Here is a 19,559-nt window from a genome sequence, read left to right on the forward strand (position 1 = left end):
ACCAGTGGTCCTGAAGAGGCCCCTGATCGGGATCAGCGCGTACGCCGAGCCCGTCGACTGGGCCGTCTGGCGTGGTGTGCGGGCGGTCCTGGTGCCCGAGGCGTACGTGCGGGCGGTGACCGCCGCCGGTGGCCGGGCGGTGGTGCTGCCCCCGGACGACGCCGACGCCGACGTGCTGGCGGTCCTCGACGGGCTGCTGCTGGCCGGGGGCGCCGACGTGGGCCCGGGGCGGTACGGCCAACAACCGCACCCGCGGACCGAGGACCGGCCGGACCGGGACGCCGGTGAGCTGACGCTACTGGCGGCTGCCCTCGCCGCCGACCTGCCCGTGCTCGGGGTCTGCCGGGGAATGCAGCTGCTCGCCGTCGCCTACGGCGGCACCCTGCACCAGCACCTGCCGGACGTGCTCGGCTCCGAGGCGCACCGGCCGGCGCCGGGCGTCTACGGCGCCCACCCGGTGCGCTTCGCGCCGGGCAGCCTCGCGGCGCGGACCCTGGCCGGGGTCGAGCAGGTCAACTCGTACCACCATCAGGCGGTCGCCACCCCGGGCCGGCTCACGGTGACCGGCTGGGCGGCCGACGGTGTGATCGAGGTGGTGGAGGATCCGGATCGCGCGTTCGTGCTGGGCGTGCAGTGGCATCCGGAGAACGAGCCGGACCCACTCCCGATCACCGCGCTGGTCCGGGCCGCCCGGGGGGCCGGCCCGCCGGTGCATGATCAGGACGAGGGAGTACGCGGGACGGAGTCACCGGCGCTGTGACGCAGGTCGCCCCCGCCGCGTGGGCCGCGCGATGGGAGGATCAGCGCATGGGCAAGGTCTATCCGGAGATCGACGGTCGTCTGCGGGAGTTCATCGCGGCCCAGCAGGTCTTCTTCGTGGCTACCGCGCCGTCCGGTTCCGAGGGGCATGTCAATGTCTCACCGAAGGGCATGACGGGCACCTTCGTGGTCCTCGGCCCGCACCGGGTGGCCTACCTCGACTATCACGGCAGCGGGGCGGAGACCATCGCCCACCTGCGGGACAACGGCCGCATCACGCTGATGTTCTGCGCATTCGACGGGCCGCCGAAGATCGTGCGCCTGCACGGCAGGGGCCACACCGTGGCGGTGACCGAGGCGGGCTTCGCCGACCGTCTCGCCGAGTTTCCCGCTCCACCGGACGTGCACGCCGTCCGGGCCGTCATCACCGTCGACGTGCAGCGGGTCAGCGACTCCTGCGGCTACGCGGTGCCGCTGATGGACTACCGCGCCGAACGCGACCTGTTACTCACCTCACACTCCCGTCGCACGGCCGATGATCTGGTGACCTACCGGGCCACCAAGAACGCCGCGAGCATCGACGGATTGCCGGTCTTCTGAGTGCTCAGGACACGTGTGCGCCCCCGTCGGTGCGCCGCGTCCGCCCCCGTGCCGTCGGGTCGGCGACCACCGGAGTGCACGTAACCAGCGTCCACGGGTCGTCATGCGTTACGTTGCTGGTCCGCCGGGGTACAAGTCGGAGCACGGCGCGTGGAGATCAACGGCTGAGGGGTACGGCCGAAGCGGGGGAGGCTGCATGAGCTCGGCCCAGGGGGGCGCGGACGCGGGGCGTTCCTTCGCGGACGGCCACGAGATCCCCCCGCTGCTGGCCGCCGCCTTCGCGAACGGCGGTGAGCTGGGCGAACGGCTCCGCGCCCTCGACTGGTCCACCGCGCCGCTGGGCGGGCCGTCCCGCTGGCCGGTGGCCCTGGCCAGCGCGGTCGGCATGATGCTCTCCTCCAGCGCGCAGATCGTCATGTTCTGGGGTGACGACCAGCTCGCCTTCTACAACGACGCGTACCGGCCGACCATCGGCAGCAAGCACCCGCACGTGCTCGGTCGACCGGCCCGACACCACTGGGCCGAGACGTGGGACGTCCTCGGTCCGCTGCTCGAAGGCGTCCGCAGCACCGGGCTCTCCTACCGGGGCGCCGACCACCCCTTCCTGCTGGACCGCTCCGGTTTCGTCGAGCAGACCTACTTCGACGTCTCGTACGACCCGATCCGCGGTGCCGACGGCTCGGTCAGCGGCGTCTACTGCATCGTCAACGAGACCACCGGCCGGGTGGTCGGTGAACGCCGACTGCGAGCGTTGTCCGAACTGGGCGCCGAGTTGGCCGACGTGAGCAGCGCCGGCGAGCTGGGCCGGACCGCCGCCGACGTGCTCGGCCGACACTCCGCCGACGTGCCCTTCGCGCTCATCTACCTCGCCGACGACACCGGTGAGTTCCGGCTCACCGGGGCCAGCGGCGTCGATCCGGCGGCGGTCGACGCCCCACCGACCATGTTCGCCGAACTGGTCGCCGAGGGCGCCTCCGCCACCGTGCGGCTGCGCGACCTGGTCGCGCAGCGACCGGCCGACGCCTCCGACGTGGCGCTCGTGCTGCCCGTGAAGGCGACCAACGAGACCGTCGGCGCGCTGGTCGTCGGCGTGGCCCGCCTGCTGCCGCTCGGCGACGAGTACCGCGACTTCCTCGACCTGGTGGCCGCGCAGATCTCCCGGGCGGTCGGCACCCAGCGGGCGTACGAGCAGGAGCGCGCCCGGGCCGCCGAGCTGGCCGCGCTGGACCGGGCGAAGACCAACTTCTTCGCCAACGTCAGCCACGAGTTCCGCACCCCGTTGACGCTGGTGCTCGGCCCGCTGGAGGACATGCTGGCCGACCCGGAACTGCCGGCCACCTACACCGATCGGCTCGTCATGATGCACCGCAACGCGATGCGGCTGCTCAAGCTGGTCAACACCGTGCTCGACTTCTCCCGGCTGGAGTCCGGCCGGCTCGCGGCCCGCTACCAACCCACCGACCTGGCCGACTACACCGCCCGACTGGCCAGCACCTTCCGCTCGGCGACCGAACGCGCCGGCCTGCGGCTGGTCGTGGACTGCCCGCCGCTGCCCGCGCCGGTCTTCGTCGACCGGGACATGTGGGAGAAGATCGTCCTCAACCTGGTGTCGAACGCCGTGAAGTTCACCCTCGACGGCGAGATCCGCGTCCGGGTCCGGGCCGACGGCGATCTCGCCCGGCTGGATGTCGTCGACACCGGCGTCGGGATCGTCCCGGACGAACTGCCGCACGTCTTCGAGCGTTTCCACCGGGTGCCCGGGGCGCGCTCCCGTACCCACGAGGGTACCGGTATCGGGCTGGCGCTGGTCCGTGAGCTGGTCGAGATGCACGGCGGTACGGTCGGCCTGACCAGCCGGGTCGACGAGGGCAGCACCTTCACGGTGACCGTCCCGTTCGGGTCCGATCACCTGCCCGCCGACCGGGTGGTCGCGTTCGCCCCCCTGCCGACGGGCGAGCCCGAGCAGGCCCGGCTCTTCGTGGCGGAGACCGCCCTGTGGGCCGCCGAGGACGCCACCGGCGAGGCCGGCCAGCAGCCGGCCGACGTCGCCCCGAGCGGCCGGATCCTGGTCGTCGACGACAACGCCGACCTGCGCGAGCACGTCACCCGGTTGCTCTCGCCATCCTGGGAGGTGGTCACTGCCAGCGACGGTCTGGCGGCCCTGACGCTGGCCCGCGACGGCGGGTTCGACCTGGTGCTCAGCGACGTGATGATGCCCCGGTTGGACGGGTTCGGTCTGGTCGGCGCGCTGCGCGCGGACCCCCGTACCCGTGATGTGCCGATCGTGCTGCTCTCCGCCCGCGCCGGCTCCGCGGAGGCGGTCGCCGGCCTCGCCGCCGGCGCCGACGACTACCTGACCAAGCCGTTCTCCGGGCAGGAGCTGATCGCCCGGGTCCGGGCCAACGTCGAGCTGGGTCAGCTACGCCGCCAGATCATCCGTCGTCTGCGGGCGCTGGCCGACGCGGCGGTGGCGGTCAACACGGCCCGGTCCACCGGTGACGTGCTCCAGGTCGCCGCCCGACACGCGCTGAGCCTCGCCGAGGCGGCCCGGGTCGTGGTCAGCGCGGCCGGCTCCCGGTTCGAGGCCGACGCTGGCGGTGACACGGCCGCCGATCCGACCTTCGTGGCCCCGCTGACCGGGACCAGCAGCGAGCAGCTCGGCGAGCTGCGGGTCTGGCGGGCCGCCGACGACGACGCGCAGGCCGACGAGGCCGCGCTCACCCAGCTGGCTCGGCTGGTCGGCGTCCGACTGGAGAACGCCCAGCTCTACGAGGCCGAACACCACATCGCCACCACGTTGCAGCACAGTCTGCTGCCGAGGACGCTGCCCCAACTGCCGGGCGCGGTCGTCGCGAGCCGCTACCTGCCGGGCAGCGCCGACGTCGAGGTCGGAGGGGACTGGTACGACGCGTTCGTGCTCGACGGCGACAACCTGGTGCTGGTCATCGGCGACGTGGTCGGCAAAGGCGTCCAGGCCGCCGCGGCCATGGGCCAGCTGCGCAACGCGCTGCGGGCGTACCTGCTGGAGGGCTTCGACCCGGGTGAGTCGCTGACCCGGCTCAACCGGCTGGTCGTGTCCACCGAGGAGTCGTCGTTCGCGACGGTGGTCTGCCTGCTGTTCAGCCCCCGTACCGGTCGCCTGCGCTACGCCAGCGCCGGTCACCCGTCCCCCCTGCTGATCCGAGGAGACGACGTGGCGTTCCTGCACGACCGTGCGCTCGGCCCGCCGGTCGGCGCCATCCCCGGCGCCACCTACCGGACCGTCGAGGGTGAGTTGCGGGCGGGCAACCGACTGCTGCTCTACACCGACGGGCTGATCGAGGACCGTCACCTCGGCATCGACGCCGCGCTGGCACAGTTGCGGGTCGACGCGGCCGCACCGGGCCACCACGTGGCGGATCTGGTCGACACGGTCGTCGAGCGGGTGACCGGGCGACAGCGGCGCGACGACGTGGCGGTGCTCGCCGTGGAGGCGGCGGAGCTGAACCGGTTCGCGTTGCGGCTGCCGGCCGACCCGACCCGCCTGAGCGTGCTCCGCAAGCGCCTGGAGGACTTCCTCGTCGCGCACAACGTCGGCGAGACGGACCTGTTCGACCTGACCGTGGCGGTCTCGGAGGCCGCCGCGAACGCCATCGAACACCCCGTCCAGCCCGCCGAGGCGGTGATCACCGTGGAGGTGGCCATCGAGGACCGGACGGTGATCGCCACCGTGCGGGACACCGGCCAGTGGCGGGAGTCCACCGACTCCGGCTTCCGGGGGCGCGGACTGTCGCTGATCAAGGCGTTGGGTGACCTGATGGTGCGGCGTACCGACGCCGGGACCGAGGTGACGCTGCGCCGGCAGTTGCAGGGCTGACGGCGCGCGGCCGGGGCTCAGACCGGGTCGAGCCAGGTCTGGTCGCCCAGACCGGAGATCTCCAGCACACGACGTACCTGCCGGGACGGCAGCACGGTGAGCGTGCCCGAGAACCGTTGGGCGAGCCGGACCACCGCGTGGATGGCCGCCGAGTCGAAGAAGGTCACCGCCCGCAGGTCGAGGGTGAGCCGGCTGGCGGGCTCGCGCAGGGCGGTCTGCACCATCGTGTCGGCCGTCGCCATGTCGACCTCGCCGGTCACCAGCACGTGGAGGTGCTCTCCGTCGATCTCCGCGCGGGCGGAGAAGACGGGTGGTGCTCCCCCTTGATCCACGCAGACACGATGGCACAGCCGACCTGGCGGGGCAACAACCGGTCCCGACCGGCCGTGGCGCGGGTCACCGACCCCCACGGCGATAGGCTTGCGACATGACCGTCCGTGCGCCGCTGACCCCCGGCACGCTCTCTCCGACGCGACCGGTGCCCGCCCACATTCCCCGTCCGGAGTACGTGGGTAAGAAGAGCCCGCAGCCGTGGCACGGCTCGCACGTGCAGACGCCGGAGACCATCGAGAAGATGCGGATCGCCAGCCGCCTCGCCGCCCAGGCGACGCAGCTCGCCGGCGAGCACTGCAAGCCCGGCGTCACCACCGACGAGATCGACCGCGTGGTGCACGAGTTCCTCTGCGACCACGACGCGTACCCGTCGACGCTCGGCTACCGGGGCTACCCCAAGTCCTGCTGCACCAGCATCAACGAGGTCATCTGCCACGGCATCCCGGACTCCACGGTCCTGACCGACGGCGACATCATCAACGTCGACGTGACCGCGTACATCGGCGGTGTACACGGCGACACGGATGCCACCTTCTGCGTCGGCGAGGTCGACGAGGAGGCGCGGCTCCTCGTCGAGCGCACCCACGAGGCGATGATGCGCGGCATCCGCGCGGTCGCGCCGGGTCGCCAGATCAACGTGGTGGGCCGCGTCATCGAGTCGTACGCCAAGCGGTTCGGCTACGGCGTGGTCCGCGACTTCACCGGGCACGGGATCGGCGAGACCTTCCACAGCGGCCTCTACGTGCCGCACTACGACAGCCCCCGGCCGACGGACGTCATGGAGCCGGGGATGACCTTCACCATCGAGCCGATGATCACCCTCGGCACCTACCAGTACGACATGTGGGACGACGGGTGGACCGTGGTCACCAAGGACCGCAGGTGGACCGCCCAGTTCGAGCACACCATCGTCGTCACCGACGACGGCCACGAGATCCTGACGCTTCCATGACCGACACCCCCGCCGCCCTGCGCGAGGCACACCACGCGGACGTCTCCGGTGGCTGGCTGCGCCCGGCGGTCTTCGGCGCGATGGACGGCCTGGTGACCAACATCGCCCTCATCGCCGGCGTCGGCGGCGGTGGCGTCTCGCCGCACAGCATCGTGCTGACCGGCACCGCCGGCCTGGTGGCGGGCGCGATCTCGATGGGGCTCGGCGAGTACACCAGCGTGCGCTCGGCCAACGAGCAGGTCGCCGCCGAGGTCGCCAAGGAACGGCGCGAGCTGGAACGGCACCCCGAGGCGGAGGCGCGCGAGCTGGCCGACGCCTGGGTGGCCCGGGGCCTGCCCCGTGACCTCGCCATGCAGGTCGCCGAGGCGGTACGGCGCGACCCGGAGGAGGCGCTGCGGGTGCACGTCCGCGAGGAGCTGGGCGTCGACCCCGACGACCAGCCGAGCCCGTGGGCGGCGGCGATCTCCTCGTTCGTCTTCTTCTCGCTGGGGGCGCTGATCCCCCTGCTGCCGTACCTGCTCGGCGCCACCGAACTCTGGCTGGCGCTCGCCGTCGGTGGGCTCGGGCTGTTCGCCGCCGGCGCGGTGGTGGCCCGGTTCACCAACCGGCCCTGGTGGACCAGCGGCCTGCGTCAACTCGTCCTGGGCGCCGCGGCAGCCGGGGCCACCTACCTCGTCGGTTCGCTGATCGGAGTGCAGGGCGGCCTGTGACGCCCGGTCAACCGCCGAGCAGATCGTCGATCGTGCCGTCGACCGGGCGGCCGCGCGCCGCCAGCTCCTCGGCCTGCCGGGTCAGTACCGCACCGACCTCGGTCATGTCCGCGCCGGCCAGACCCGTACGCCGCACGGCGTCACCCGGATCGCGGTAGTAGGTGCGGCCCAGCAGACCGGTCACGGTCGCCGCGGCCAACCGCGCCTCACCGAGCATCAGCAGCGCCTGGTCGGTCTCGTACCACTCGGCCAGTCGGGCCGCCCGCGCGTGCGCGGCGCTGCCCCGGTACCAGGCCTGCCGCGCCGCCGTGCTGAACTCCGCCGGCCGGGCCCGGGCGAGTCGGCCGAGGTGCTCGTCGCGCAACGTCCGCAGCCAGCTCGTCGGGTCGAACAGCGACCGGGTGGTGACGTACCGGTCGGCCGTCAGTGGCCACAACGGAGAGAGCATCCGCGCCTGCCCGAGGTAGTCGTCGGCGGCGGCCACGGTCAGGTCGACCAGCACGCCGTCCACCCGCCGGGTCGCCGGCGGCGGCCCGCCCCCCGGCCGGTAGGTGACCACCAGCATCCCCACCTCGCCGTTCCCGCCACCGTCGTCGTCGCCGTGCGCCAGGGGCCCGTGGACCGCGATCGCCAGCACATCGGCCGGGAAACGTCGCTGGATCGCCTCGGCCACCCGCTCCGCCACCGGCCACCGCCGGTCGTCACCCAGCGCGCTCACGGTTCAAGCACTGTTCGCGACTGCGGGGCTCGTAGGACCGGCTCACTCCTCGCGCTCACGGGTCGTACCTCCCCTGGGGCGACTGGCGTCAGCCTAGCCAGCCGACGGCGGGCTGGCCGGCCCGCCGCGCCCGGTCGGCACCAGCCGGAAGATGCGGATCTCACGGCCCCCGGCCCGCTCGACGTACGTGCGGTACGCCGGCCACTCGGCGACGAGCAGGTCCCACAGACGGTCCCGCTCGGCCCCGGATGCCGGCTCGGCCCGCACCGGGAGCCGGCGGCCCTTCACGTCCACCTCGGCGGCCGGGTCGGCGAGCAGGTTCATCGCCCAACCGGGCTGGTGGGTCTGCCCCCAGTTGGAACCGATCACCACGTACGCGTCGCCGTCCGGCACGTAGAGCAGGGGGTTGCTGCGCGGTTTGCCGGACCGGCGGCCGGTCGTGGTGATCACCAGGGACGGCAGCAGGCCAAGCGCGACCACCCGTCCGCGGGTGAGCCGGCCGACGATCCGGTCGGCGGGTACGAGCAAGCGGGCGGCGGTCCCGAACCAGCGGTGGTGGCCGAGTCGGCGGGTGAGGGTGGTGAGCGCTGACACGCGGATCAGTCTGCCGGTTGCCCCGCACCGGCGGCACCCCCGGACGGTCCGCTTCCGATCGTGCGGTCGAGGACTCAGTCCAGGCGACGTTCGATCGGCAGCCGGGCCCGGGTGAACAGGCCCGCGCCGAACATCGCCACCACCGGTACCAGCACCAGGACGCCCAGCGCCGGCCACGGCACCAGGTACGGGTACGGCTCCAGCGCCGGCCAGGCCGTCGCGTACTCCCGGTTGGCCGAGAACAGCACGATCGCCGCCGTGCCGAGACCGGCCACGATGCCGAGCACCGAACCGAGAACCGCGATCACCCCGGCCTGACAGATCGCCAGCAGTCGGCGTACGGCGGGGGCCGCGCCGACCGCCGCGAGCGTGGACAGCTCGGCGCGGCCCTCGGCGGCGGCGAGCGCCGTGGCGATCCCGGCCGCGCCCATCGTGATCACTCCGGCCGCGGCGGCGAGCAGCAGCAGCAGCGGCGAGTCGTCACGGGGGGCGGCGCCCTGCTCCACCTGGAGGTAGAACGTTCCGAAGGCCCGCAGGTCGGCGGTGAACCGGTCCTGGCGACGTTGGCTGGGCGGCGTCGACGTGTCGATCACCCAACCGTTCGACACCGGCTTCAGGGCGAGCTGCCGGGCTGCCGTCGCGGACAGCAGGAGGCGGGGCTGGCCGCTCGTCGGCATCAGCGCGTACCCGGGCAGGTCCCATCGCGTGGTGGTCACCTCGTCCCGGCCGGCCCGCACCTCGTTCACCTGCACGGTCACCAGGCCGTCGTGCAGGTAGCGCGGATCGGTCACCACCACGCCGCCGGCGTGCAGGACGGCGGTCGCGGCGGTGGTCGCCGCCGGGTCGGCGCCGGTGAGGAGCGGCAGCGCGCTGCCGTCGTCCACGAGCGTCTGCACGTAGCTTCCGAAGTAGTCCGCCGCGCGGTCCCGGCAGCGCGGGTCGGCCAGCGCCTGCCGACGTTGGGTCGCGGACAGGTTGTCCCCGGGCTGGAAGGGGCAGGCGTGATCCGGCGGGAGTTCCGGTACCACGGAGCAGTAGCTGGCCGGGCCGCCCACCGACGGGCAGGCCGTGCCCTGCACCAGGGCGACCGCGCTGGCACCGAGGTGTTCCCGGGCGGCGGTGCTGACCTGCTCCAACGTCGGTTCCGGCCGCAGCGCCGGGTCATCGCGGTTGACCAGGACGTGACCGGTGGGCAGCAGCGGCTGATAGGTACGTGCGTCGCGGACCGCGTCGCTGGCCAGGTAGCCGCCGAGCGCGACGCTGCCGGCCACCGCCGCCATCACGGCGCAGATGGCCGGCGCCGCGGCGGCCCGGTTACGGCTCGCGTCGCGCAGCGCGATCCGGGGCGCCGGTGGCAGCACCCGACCGAGCCGGGCTAGCCCGCCGATCAGGGTGGGTGTGCAACAGACCAGGCCCAGCTCCCCGAGGATCAGCCCGGCCAGGATGACCGCGGGGGACGTCCGACTGGCCCCGAACGCCGCGAGCGCCGCCCCGCCGAGGACCAGCGCCAGTCCGCTGACGAGCGCCCGGGCCCGGGGCGGGGGAGGGGTCCGTCGACCGGCGAGCCCGGCCATGACGTCCTGCCGGGCCGCCGTCCAGGCCGGCGCCAACGCCGCCAGCACTCCGGCCAGCACCGCGACCCCGCCGAGCACGACCAGGGCCAGCGGCCAGCAGCGGTACGCGCCGAAGCGGGCGCCGAACACGTACTGCTCCATGAGCGGACGTCCGGCGAATGCCGCGCCGACACCGAGCAGCAGCCCGGCCGCGGCGCCCAGCACCCCCAGCACCACCCCGTCGGCGAGCACGACCCGGCGGAGGTGGGCCGCGTCACCGCCGGCCACCGCGACCAGGGCCAGGTCCCGGCGTCGACGGCGAACCCCGACGGCGAACGCCGGTCCGACCAGCAGCACCACCTCCAGCAACCCCAGCCCGGCGATCAGCACCATCGTGCTCAGGTCGCTGGTGTCGGCGGGCCCGACGTACCCGATCAAGCTCCGGGAGGACGTCGTCGAAGCCGGCACGTGGCGACGCGCCACCACCACTCCGCGTTCGTTCAGTCGGGCGACCATCGCCGCGTCGACGGTGCCGGGCACGTCGATCAGCCACCGGCTGTCCGGCTGCGCATCGGCCCGGCCGACGGCCGCCGGGTGCAGCGCGATCACCGGGCCGAGGTCGTCGGGGAACTCGACCACACCGACGACCGTGTACGTCCGGGCCCGGTCGGCGGTGGGCACCGCCTCGCCGAGGCGCCCGTCCAGCCGGCGCAGCGCCGTCGGACTCAGGGCGACCTCTCCGGGTTGCTGCGGCGCCCGTCCCGAGCGGAACCGCACCAGACCGCGGGCCAGCGGGTCGGTGAGGTCGAGGATCCAGGCTTGGAGGGTCTCGTCGCCGCGTGGGCCCCGCACCGTCACCGGGCTGCCGGCACGTATCTCGGTGACCCGGCTGCCGGGGCCGAGCAGCGCGGTCACCTCGTCGGCGGTGGTGGGACGGCTCATCGCCGACTGGCCGTCGTCACGGGGGTACCAGGTGTCGCCCCACTCGTCCTGGACGACCGGGGTGTCGGCGAACCACCGCAGCTCCGCGTCGGCGACGCCGAGCCGGCGGTCGAGCTGTTCCCGCGGTGTCAGCTCGGCCATGTCGTAGCTCGCCGCCAGGAAGGCCAGCACCAGCACCGGAAGCGCGATCATCGCCAGCACCAGGGCGGTACGCCGTCGCGCCCGTCGTGACTCCCGGCGGGCGATCCGCAGCGCCGCCCGCCACGAGCCGGTCAGCTCGGCGAACCGTCGCCGCCGCTCGGGTTCGAGCGGCGTCGGCGGCCCGACCGGAGCGTCGACGCTGCCGCGGGTCACCGGCGTCCGGCGCAGGGTCAACGGTCGCTACCGGAGAGGAGCTGATCGACGCTGCCCAGGGGCGCGGTCGTGTCGACCAGCACACCGTCGCGCAGGAACACCACCCGGTCGGCCCAGCCGGCGTGCCGCGCCTCGTGGGTGACCAGGATGCCGGCGGCGCCCGCGTCGACCCGGCGGCGCAGCAGGTGCAGCACCGCCTCACCGGTCTGCGAGTCGAGCGCCCCGGTGGGTTCGTCGGCGAGCACCAGCCGTCGCTCGCCGACCAGCGCCCGGGCGATGGCCACCCGCTGCTGCTGGCCGCCGGAGAGTTGATCGGGGAAGCGGTCCCCCAGCGCCGGCAGGCCCACCTCGGTCAGCGCGGCCAGGGCGGCCGCCCGGGCCCGCCGGCCGCCGACGCCGTCGAGTTCCAGCGGGAGCGCGACGTTCTCCAACGCGCTCAGGCTGCCCAGCAGGTTGAGGTGCTGGAAGATGTAGCCGATGCGGCGTCGGCGTAGCTGCGCCAGCCCGCGGCGGTCCAGCGCGCCCAGCGGCTGCCCCTCCACCCGGACGTCGCCCCGGGTCGGGCGGTCGAGGCCGCCGGCGAGGGCCAGCAGCGTCGACTTCCCGGAACCGGACGGTCCCATCACGGCGACCAGCTCGCCCGGCCGGACGACGAGGCTGACACCGCGCAGCGCGTGCACCGCCGCCGGGCCGACCCCGTGGGTGCGGTGGACGGCGCGCAGGTCGAGCACCGCGTCGTCCGATCCGCTCACCGTCGCGCCTCCTCGTCGGCCCACCGTGCGGCGTCGGAAGCGTCGCCAGCGCCCGGTCGGGGAGGGCTGCCCGGTGAATGCCGCACCAGACTGCTCTCGCAGTGGTCCAGCCAGCGCACCTCGGCCTCGGCCTGGAACACCATCGAGTCCAGTACCAGCCGCCACGGCAGGTCCTCCGGCCGGTCGCTGCCGTACTTCAACCTGGTCAACTCCTGCAACGCCCGCATCGTCGCGCTGCGCTGGGCCTGCACCACCGAGCGGACGTCCACGCCGGGCGTGGTGAGCGCCAGGGCCAGTTTGATCGCCAGCTCGTCGCGCGGCCGGTCGGTACGGCTGATCGGCGTGGCGAACCACAGGGTGAGGTCCGCCCGGCCGGCGTCGGTGATCTCGTACGGGCGCTGCCCGGCCTCGCTCTCCGGCAGCGGGCGCACCAGGCCGTCCCGTTCCAGCCGGGCCAGCGTGGTGTAGACCTGCCCGATGTTCAGCGGCCAGGTCGAGCCGGTCGACTCCTCGAAAGCGGCGCGCAGCTGGTAGCCGTACATCTGGCCGCGTTCGAGGAGGGCGAGCAGCCCGTGACGGATGGACATGGCAACGGAGTATGCATACCTGGTATGGGCTCCGCAACCGGGGCGGATCGGTTCAGCTCGGACGGCCGGGAAATGCGACGGTCGGCGGGGCCACCCCGGCGGCCTTGCGCCACTTGGTGGCCCGTACGGCGTACTCGACGAGGGCGGCCAGCGCCTGGTCCCGGTCGGCCCCGGTGGTGGACGCCAGCGCGGCACGCCAGTGCGCGGCGGTGCGCTCCTCCACCTCGATGGCCAGCCGGAGGGCGCTGGCCCGGTTGGTGACCGGGAACGGCAGCGCGTAGCCGGCCCGGCCCGGTGGAACGGTGCCCCCCGCGGCGCTCAACTGCACCACCACCGCGTCGCGTCGGCGTCGGTGCGCGGCCTCCGCCTGGTGCGCGGCGTCGCGAACCGCGCCGGTGAGTCGGACCCCGATCCGCCCGTACGCGTAGATGGCCGCGTACTCGGCGGTGAGCGCGGCGGCGAGGGCCTCCTCGGCGGTGGGCTGCTTCACTTCAGTGCCTCCTGGTGGGTGGCCCGCGCCGCGGCGATCGATCCGAGCAGCGCGGCCCGTGCGGCGGGCGCGGCGGCGCAGGCGGCGGTGGCGGACTGCTGGGCGGCCTTCTCCCGCGCCCGAAGGTCGGCGAGCGCGCCCGCCGGCTCGGTGGCCGCGGTGGCGCTCGGGTCGACGGCGGGTGCGGACGGCAGGGTGATGCCGACGACCCGGGCGAGTTCGGTGGCGTGCGCGGTGTGCGTCTCGGCGATGGGATTGAGGCGGTCGGCCAGGTCCGGGTGGGCGGCGGCGCTCGCCCGGTACGCCGCGACGAGGCTCAGTGACTCGTCCACCATCGACCGCAGCGGGTCCGGCGGTGGCGTCGGCTCGTCGTCGCGGTCGAAAAGATCACAGCCTGTCAGCGGCGCCATCGCGCCGCCGAGCGCCAGGAGAGCACCGGCTCGTAGGAGCTTTCGCCGAGATTGTCCGAATACCTGGTCGCGCTGAGTCGTTCTGCCGATCCCCACCGGGCAAGTCAACACCATCAGGTCGGGTCCGGGCGTCACCGGCGTCGGTGCGCCGCCCGGCCCGCCGCCCGGCAGGCGCGTTACGCTCTGCGCAGCCACCGGCGCGTCCGCTCCGGTGGCGTGCCGGCATGGCGGGACGACGTCCCGATCGACCAGGGAAAGGGTGCGTACATGACGCAGCGTGGCCGTGCCACCAGGTCGACGGGTCGACCCCGGGACGGCGCGGAACCCCGCGCGCCACGCGGCGGCGGTGATCTCGCGGCCCGGCGCACCCGGTTGCGGACCGTGATCGAGCCGGTGGTCAACGGCGTGGGCTACGACCTGGAGGACCTGTCGGTCTCCCGAGCCGGACGCCGGCACGTGGTGCGGGTGATCGTGGACGCGGACGGCGGGATCGACCTGGACGCCGTCGCGGACGTCTCCCGCGCGGTCTCGAAGGCGCTGGACGCGGCCGAGGAGGCCGACGGCGACATCGTCGCCGGGGAGTACCAGCTCGAGGTCAGCTCGCCCGGCGTGGACCGGCCGCTCACCCTGCCCCGGCACTGGCGACGCAACGTGGGCCGACTGGTCAAGGTCACCGTCCGGGGCGCCGCGGCGCTGCCCGGCCAGCGCGGCGAGCAGCCCTCGGGGGACCGTCAGGTGACCGGTCGGGTGCTCGGGGCCGACGACGAGGGCGTACGGCTGGAGACCGACGGCGGCGAGGCCCGGTGGGCGTACGCCCAGCTGGGCCCGGGCCGGGTTCAGGTCGAGTTCACCCGCCTCGCCGAGCTGGGTGAGCCGGACGAGTTCGACGAAGCGGACGAGACCGACGAGTACGACGATGCAGACGACATCGACGACGATGATGATGTGGAGGACGAGGAGAGGTGAACATCGACCTCGCGGCGCTACGCGCACTCGAGCGCGAGCGGGAGATCCCGTTCGACACGATCCTCGCGGCGATCGAGACCGCGTTGCTGACCGCCTACCGGCACACCGACGGCGCCGAGCCGCACGCCCGGGTGGAGATCGACCGTAAGTCCGGCGCGGCCCTGGTGTACGCGCAGGAGATGGACGAGGACGGCTCGCTGGTGCGGGAGTGGGACGACACCCCGCACGACTTCGGCCGGATCGCCGCCATGACCGCAAAGCAGGTGATCCTTCAGCGCCTGCGGGAGGCCACCGACGAGGTGCACTTCGGCGAGTACGTGGGCCGCGAGGGTGACCTGGTCACCGGCGTGGTGCAGGCGCACGAGACGCGTACCGAAAAGGGCATCGTCAGCGTCGACCTGGGCAAGCTGGAGGGCGTCCTCCCGCAGTCCGAGCAGGTGCCCGGCGAGCGGTACGCGCACGGCGAGCGCGTCCGGTGCGTGGTGGTGCACGTGGCCAAGGGCATGCGCGGGCCGCAGATCACCCTGTCCCGCTCCCACCCGGCGCTGGTCAAGAAGCTGTTCGCGCTGGAGGTTCCGGAGATCTCCGACGGCACCGTCGAGATCGGTGCGATCGCGCGTGAGGCAGGTCACCGTACGAAGATCGCGGTCCGCTCCACCACCCCCGGCGTGAACGCCAAGGGCGCCTGCATCGGTCCGATGGGTCAGCGGGTGCGTGCCGTGATGAGCGAGCTGCACGGCGAAAAGATCGACATCATCGACTGGTCGGATGACCCGGCCACCTTCGTCGGAAACGCGTTGTCGCCGGCCAAGGCGCTGCGGGTCGAGGTCGTGGACCTGGCTGGCCGGGCCGCCCGGGTGACCGTCCCCGACTTCCAGCTTTCACTCGCCATCGGCCGCGAGGGGCAGAATGCCCGCCTTGCTGCTCGGTTGACCGGTTGGCGGATCGACATTCGGTCCGACGCGGAGCAGATCGCTCCGGCGGCGCGGGGGGCAGCGGATCAGGTGCCGGAGCCGGGCGGCGCGATCTCGGGCAGCTAGGGGTAGACTTCTTCCAGTGGTACGACGCGCGCAGCCGGAGCGCACCTGTGTGGGCTGCCGGAAACGTGCGCCGGCCAGCGAATTGCTGCGGGTCGTCGCGGTCAGGGACGAGGCTGGTCGCAGCCTCCGGCCTGATCCGCGCCGCAGGCTGCCGGGTCGGGGAGCGAACATGCACCCGGATCCGGCCTGCTTCGCGCTGGCGGTGCGGCGCCGCGCCTTCGGGCGAGCGCTGCGGATCACCGAGGTCCTCGACCACGGTGTGCTGGCAGAGCACGTCGATGCGCCAACCACTACGTCCGGTCAGCCCGACCGGGCGAGGGTCGCTAGCAGGGTAGGACGACCGACATGAGCACACGATGAAGTCCCTGAAATGACCAGGCTTCAAGTGCACGAGTGAGGTCGCTGCGGGTGCTGCCCGCACGACCTCGGAGTGAGGAGTGCAGTGGCAGGCAAGGCCCGCGTACACGAGCTTGCAAAAGAGCTCGGGGTCGAGAGTAAGACCGTTCTCGCCAAGCTCAAGGAGATGGGCGAGTTCGTCAAGTCCGCGTCCAGCACGGTCGAGGCGCCCGTCGCCCGACGGCTGAGGAACGCATTCGTCGCGTCCGCCGGTGCCTCGGCGCCGGCCGCCCCGTCGGCGCCCGCGCCGACGCCGGCTTCGACGCCGTCCCCGACGCCGTCCCCGACCCCGGGCGCGCCCCGGGTCTCGGCCAAGCCGATGCCGCCTCGGCGGCCGGCCGCGCCGGTACCCGGTCCGAAGCCCAAGGGTCCGGTGCCCGGTGCGCCGCAGTCGGCGGCCCCGGTCGCCAAGCCGGCGAGTGCCCACGACATCGAGGTGGCGGCCGCGGAGGCGCGCGCCGCCGCGCTGAAGGCTGAGCAGGAGGCCGCGGTCAAGGCCGCGCAGGCAGCCCGCCAGCAGCAGCGTGACAACCCCGTCCGCCGGGAGCCCCCGGCCGACGGCAACCGGCCCGGTCCTCGGCCGGGTCCCGCGGCGATGCCGCCCCGTCCCGGTTCACCGGCCGCTCGTCCGAGCACGCCGGCTCCGGGTCCGGGTGCCCGCCCCGGCGGTCGTCCGCCGGCGCGTGGCGCCGGTAACAACCCGTTCGGCATCCAGGGCGGCCAGCAGCAGCGGCCCCCGGCCGCCGGCGCGGGTGGCCCCCGGCCGAACAGCCCGGCGGGTATGCCGCCGCGGCCGAGCCCGAACTCCATGCCGCCGCGGCCCAGCCCGGCGTCCATGCCGAGTCAGCGTCCGGCCGCCGGTCGTCCCGGCCCCGGTGGCGCGGGTCGCCCCGGTGGCGGCGCGGGCCGTCCCGGTGGCGGTGGCGGCGGGTTCCGTGGCGGTCCCGGCGGTGGCGGCGGCGGCGGTGGCTACCGCGGCGGCCCCGGTGGCGGCGCGGGTGCCGGCGGTGGCGGTGGCTACCGTGGCGGTCCCGGCGGCGGCGGCGGTGCTCCCGGTGGCGGTTTCCGTCCGGGTGGTCCGGCCGGTGGCGGCGGTCGTCCGGGTGCGGGCGGTCGTGGCCGTGGCGGCGGCGCCGCGGGTGCCTTCGGGCGTCCGGGTGGTCGGCCGACGCGCGGTCGCAAGTCCAAGAAGCAGCGCAGACAGGAGTTCGACAACCTGTCGGCTCCGACCATGAGCTCGGGTGCTCCCCGGGGTCAGGGTCAGGTCGTCCGGCTCTCCCGTGGCGCCTCGCTGTCGGACTTCGCCGACAAGATCAACGCCAACCCGGGTTCGCTGGTCCAGGAGATGTTCAACCTGGGCGAGATGGTCACCGCGACCCAGTCCTGTTCTGACGACACCCTGCACCTGCTGGGTGAGCACCTGGGCTTCGACATCCAGATCGTCAGCCCGGAGGACGAGGACCGCGAGCTGCTCGCGCAGTTCAACATCGACCTCGACGCGGAGGTGGCCGAGGAGCGTCTGGTCAGCCGTGCGCCGGTGGTGACCGTCATGGGTCACGTCGACCACGGTAAGACCAAGCTGCTCGACGCCATCCGTAAGGCGAACGTGGTGGCCGGTGAGGCGGGTGGCATCACCCAGCACATCGGTGCGTACCAGGTCCACGTCCCGCACGAGGGCGAGGACCGGGCGGTTACGTTCATCGACACCCCGGGTCACGAGGCGTTCACCGCCATGCGTGCCCGTGGCGCCCAGGTCACGGACATCGTGATCCTGGTCGTCGCGGCCGACGACGGCGTGATGCCGCAGACCATCGAGGCGTTGAACCACGCCAAGGCGGCCGACGTGCCGATCGTGGTCGCGGTCAACAAGGTCGACAAGCCGGACGCCAACCCGGACAAGGTCCGCCAGCAGCTGACCGAGTACGGCCTGGTCGCCGAGGAGTACGGCGGCGACACCATGTTCGTCAACGTGGCCGCCAAGCCGGGCATCGGCATCGAGGAGCTGCTCGAGGCCGTCCTGCTCACCGCCGACGCGTCGCTGGAGCTGACCGCTCCGATCGACGGGCCGGCGCAGGGTGTGGCCATCGAGGCGCACCTGGACAAGGGTCGCGGTGCGGTGGCGACGGTGCTGGTGCAGAAGGGCACCCTGCGGGCGGGCGACTCGATCGTCGCCGGTGGGGCGCACGGCCGGGTCCGGGCCATGCTCGACGAGAACGGCAACCAGCTCTCCGAGGCTGGTCCGGCGCGTCCGGTCATGGTTCTGGGTCTGACCGCGCCGCCCGGTGCGGGTGACACGTTCCTCGCCGCGGCGGACGACCGTACGGTGCGGCAGATCGCCGAGCAGCGCCAGGCACGGCGGCGGGCGGCGTCCTTCGCCAACTCCCGTGGCCGGGCCACCCTTGAGACGCTCATGGAGCAGCTCAAGGAGGGCGAGAAGACCTCGCTCAACCTCATCCTCAAGGGCGATGTCTCCGGTTCGGTGGAGGCTCTCGAGGACGCGCTGTTCAACCTCGACATCCCCGAGGAGGTCCAGCTCAAGGTCCTCGACCGGGGCGTCGGCGCGATCACGGAGAGCAACGTCATGCTCGCCAGCGCGTCGTCCGAGCCGGTCACGATCATCGGCTTCAACGTGCGGGCCTCGAACAAGGTCCGCGAGATGGCCGACCGCGAGGGCGTGGAGATCCGGTACTACACGGTCATCTACCAGGCCATCGAGGAGATCGAGGCAGCGCTCAAGGGCCTGCTCAAGCCGGAGTACGAGGAGGCCGAGCTGGGCACCGCGGAGATCCGCGACGTGTTCCGCTCGTCCAAGATCGGCAACATCTCCGGTTGCATCGTCCGGTCGGGCATCATCCGGCGCAACGCGAAGGCTCGGCTGCTTCGGGACGGGACGGTCGTGGCGGACAACCTCACGATCACCTCGCTCAAGCGGTTCAAGGACGACGCGACCGAGGTCCGCGAGGGCTTCGAGTGCGGTCTGACCCTGGGTGGTTACAACAACGTCCAGGTCGGCGACGTCATCGAGACCTTCGAGATGCGGGAGAAGGTTCGCGCCTGATCCGGCAGTGACACGCTGATCAAGGGGTTTACGCCGACCGGCGTAAACCCCTTGATCATGCGGGGTGGGGTGGCGGTATCGTCCGGGGCGATGTTCACCGGAACCGCGGTCTTCGACCTGCTGCTGCCGGGCGACTCCCGGTCGCTCAAAGCCAAGAGATCATATGTACGGCCGATCGTGGCGGCCCTGCGCCGCTTCGAGGTGTCGGCCGCCGAGGTGGGTGCGCTCGACCTGCACGGTCGGGCGGAGATAGGGGTGGCCGTGGTCGCCGCCGAGGCGGCGCACGTCCGCGAGGTGCTCGACTCCTGCGAGCGCCTGGTGGCCGCCCGTCCCGAGGTCGAACTGCTGTCGGTTCGACGCCGGTTGTACGGCGTGGACGACGACTGACCCACGGGGCCGGCGGTGCCCGGCGACCGGCGCCGCCGCGAAGGTAGTGTTCGAGATGTTGGCCGGTCGGCCGGCGGCCTCCAGGGCCGCCGGGCCGGCCGG

The 19,559-nt window shown here is 73.2% G+C and carries 18 protein-coding genes; 10 read left to right on the forward strand and 8 right to left on the reverse strand.

Annotated features, from left to right (window positions below):
• Positions 1-10: 10 nt before the first annotated feature.
• The 3 genes from ABZ272_RS21035 (at position 11) to ABZ272_RS21045 (ending at position 5,215) form a co-directional block, all read left to right on the forward strand.
• Positions 11-760 (forward strand): gamma-glutamyl-gamma-aminobutyrate hydrolase family protein, encoded by a 750-nt coding sequence (locus ABZ272_RS21035; protein WP_355051700.1) that lies wholly within the window; start codon positions 11-13, stop codon positions 758-760.
• Positions 761-807: 47 nt separating this feature from the next.
• Entirely contained in the window at positions 808-1,359 is a 552-nt protein-coding gene (locus ABZ272_RS21040) for a pyridoxamine 5'-phosphate oxidase family protein (protein ID WP_355051628.1), read from the forward strand.
• Positions 1,360-1,555: 196 nt separating this feature from the next.
• On the forward strand, positions 1,556-5,215 hold the full coding sequence (locus ABZ272_RS21045) for a SpoIIE family protein phosphatase (protein WP_355051629.1): 3,660 nt from the start codon (positions 1,556-1,558) through the stop codon (positions 5,213-5,215).
• Between the two features lie 17 nt (positions 5,216-5,232).
• On the opposite strand, the gene ABZ272_RS21050 is transcribed toward ABZ272_RS21045, so the two are convergent.
• A complete protein-coding gene (locus ABZ272_RS21050; RefSeq protein ID WP_355051630.1) occupies positions 5,233-5,547 on the reverse strand; it encodes an STAS domain-containing protein in 315 nt (104 codons plus the stop codon).
• Between the two features lie 95 nt (positions 5,548-5,642).
• On the opposite strand from ABZ272_RS21050, the gene map reads away from it, so the two are divergent.
• Both map and ABZ272_RS21060 read left to right on the forward strand, forming a co-directional pair.
• The gene (gene map / locus ABZ272_RS21055) at positions 5,643-6,500 is read left to right on the forward strand and encodes a type I methionyl aminopeptidase (RefSeq protein WP_355051631.1); all 858 of its coding nucleotides are present in this window, start codon (positions 5,643-5,645) and stop codon (positions 6,498-6,500) included.
• Positions 6,497-7,210: a VIT1/CCC1 transporter family protein gene (locus ABZ272_RS21060; protein WP_355051632.1), complete on the forward strand. Its 714-nt coding sequence runs from the start codon at positions 6,497-6,499 to the stop codon at positions 7,208-7,210. The genes map and ABZ272_RS21060 overlap by 4 nt, the downstream gene beginning before the upstream one ends.
• Before the next feature lie 7 nt (positions 7,211-7,217).
• Here ABZ272_RS21060 and ABZ272_RS21065 read toward each other — a convergent pair whose 3' ends face one another.
• The 7 genes from ABZ272_RS21065 to ABZ272_RS21095 all read right to left on the reverse strand — a co-directional run bounded on the left by ABZ272_RS21065 (position 7,218) and on the right by ABZ272_RS21095 (position 13,610).
• The gene (locus ABZ272_RS21065) at positions 7,218-7,928 is read right to left on the reverse strand and encodes a nucleotidyltransferase domain-containing protein (protein ID WP_355051633.1); all 711 of its coding nucleotides are present in this window, start codon (positions 7,926-7,928) and stop codon (positions 7,218-7,220) included.
• A 93-nt stretch (positions 7,929-8,021) separates the two neighbouring features.
• The gene (locus ABZ272_RS21070; RefSeq protein ID WP_355051634.1) at positions 8,022-8,522 is read right to left on the reverse strand and encodes a nitroreductase/quinone reductase family protein; all 501 of its coding nucleotides are present in this window, start codon (positions 8,520-8,522) and stop codon (positions 8,022-8,024) included.
• Between the two features lie 74 nt (positions 8,523-8,596).
• On the reverse strand, positions 8,597-11,392 hold the full coding sequence (locus ABZ272_RS21075) for an FtsX-like permease family protein (RefSeq protein ID WP_355051635.1): 2,796 nt from the start codon (positions 11,390-11,392) through the stop codon (positions 8,597-8,599).
• Positions 11,389-12,102: an ABC transporter ATP-binding protein gene (locus tag ABZ272_RS21080; protein WP_355051701.1), complete on the reverse strand. Its 714-nt coding sequence runs from the start codon at positions 12,100-12,102 to the stop codon at positions 11,389-11,391. The genes ABZ272_RS21075 and ABZ272_RS21080 overlap by 4 nt, the downstream gene beginning before the upstream one ends.
• Positions 12,103-12,119: 17 nt before the next feature.
• The gene (locus tag ABZ272_RS21085) at positions 12,120-12,710 is read right to left on the reverse strand and encodes a PadR family transcriptional regulator (protein WP_355051636.1); all 591 of its coding nucleotides are present in this window, start codon (positions 12,708-12,710) and stop codon (positions 12,120-12,122) included.
• Positions 12,711-12,762: 52 nt separating this feature from the next.
• Positions 12,763-13,200: a ferritin-like domain-containing protein gene (locus ABZ272_RS21090; protein ID WP_355051637.1), complete on the reverse strand. Its 438-nt coding sequence runs from the start codon at positions 13,198-13,200 to the stop codon at positions 12,763-12,765.
• Positions 13,197-13,610, reverse strand: coding sequence for a hypothetical protein (locus ABZ272_RS21095; protein WP_355051638.1), 414 nt, complete (start codon positions 13,608-13,610; stop codon positions 13,197-13,199). The genes ABZ272_RS21090 and ABZ272_RS21095 overlap by 4 nt, the downstream gene beginning before the upstream one ends.
• Before the next feature lie 267 nt (positions 13,611-13,877).
• On the opposite strand from ABZ272_RS21095, the gene rimP reads away from it, so the two are divergent.
• From rimP to ABZ272_RS21120, 5 genes are all read left to right on the forward strand, one after another.
• The gene (gene rimP, locus ABZ272_RS21100) at positions 13,878-14,576 is read left to right on the forward strand and encodes a ribosome maturation factor RimP (protein WP_355051639.1); all 699 of its coding nucleotides are present in this window, start codon (positions 13,878-13,880) and stop codon (positions 14,574-14,576) included.
• Positions 14,573-15,616, forward strand: a complete 1,044-nt coding sequence (gene nusA / locus ABZ272_RS21105) for a transcription termination factor NusA (RefSeq protein WP_355051640.1) — start codon at positions 14,573-14,575, stop codon at positions 15,614-15,616. Before rimP ends, nusA begins: the two co-directional genes overlap by 4 nt.
• A gap of 16 nt (positions 15,617-15,632) precedes the next feature.
• On the forward strand, positions 15,633-15,965 hold the full coding sequence (locus tag ABZ272_RS21110) for a YlxR family protein (protein ID WP_355051641.1): 333 nt from the start codon (positions 15,633-15,635) through the stop codon (positions 15,963-15,965).
• 93 nt (positions 15,966-16,058) lie between these two features.
• Positions 16,059-19,070 (forward strand): translation initiation factor IF-2, encoded by a 3,012-nt coding sequence (gene infB / locus ABZ272_RS21115; RefSeq protein WP_355051642.1) that lies wholly within the window; start codon positions 16,059-16,061, stop codon positions 19,068-19,070.
• A 90-nt stretch (positions 19,071-19,160) separates the two neighbouring features.
• Positions 19,161-19,457: a DUF503 domain-containing protein gene (locus tag ABZ272_RS21120; RefSeq protein WP_355051643.1), complete on the forward strand. Its 297-nt coding sequence runs from the start codon at positions 19,161-19,163 to the stop codon at positions 19,455-19,457.
• Positions 19,458-19,559 lie beyond the last annotated feature (102 nt).

The sequence above is a fragment of the Micromonospora sp. NPDC005979 genome (genome assembly GCF_040614415.1).
In the GTDB taxonomy this organism is placed as follows: Bacteria; Actinomycetota; Actinomycetes; order Mycobacteriales; family Micromonosporaceae; genus Micromonospora.

Bases quoted from the DNA above. Each gene is read 5' to 3' on its own strand.
- ABZ272_RS21040 (WP_355051628.1), top strand. From the start codon at position 808: ATGGGCAAGGTCTATCCGGAGATCGACGGTCGTCTGCGGGAGTTCATC.
- ABZ272_RS21045 (WP_355051629.1), top strand. From the start codon at position 1,556: ATGAGCTCGGCCCAGGGGGGCGCGGACGCGGGGCGTTCCTTCGCGGAC.
- map (WP_355051631.1), top strand. From the start codon at position 5,643: ATGACCGTCCGTGCGCCGCTGACCCCCGGCACGCTCTCTCCGACGCGA.
- ABZ272_RS21060 (WP_355051632.1), top strand. From the start codon at position 6,497: ATGACCGACACCCCCGCCGCCCTGCGCGAGGCACACCACGCGGACGTC.
- ABZ272_RS21085 (WP_355051636.1), bottom strand. From the start codon at position 12,710: ATGTCCATCCGTCACGGGCTGCTCGCCCTCCTCGAACGCGGCCAGATG.
- ABZ272_RS21095 (WP_355051638.1), bottom strand. From the start codon at position 13,610: ATGGCGCCGCTGACAGGCTGTGATCTTTTCGACCGCGACGACGAGCCG.
- rimP (WP_355051639.1), top strand. From the start codon at position 13,878: ATGACGCAGCGTGGCCGTGCCACCAGGTCGACGGGTCGACCCCGGGAC.
- ABZ272_RS21120 (WP_355051643.1), top strand. From the start codon at position 19,161: ATGTTCACCGGAACCGCGGTCTTCGACCTGCTGCTGCCGGGCGACTCC.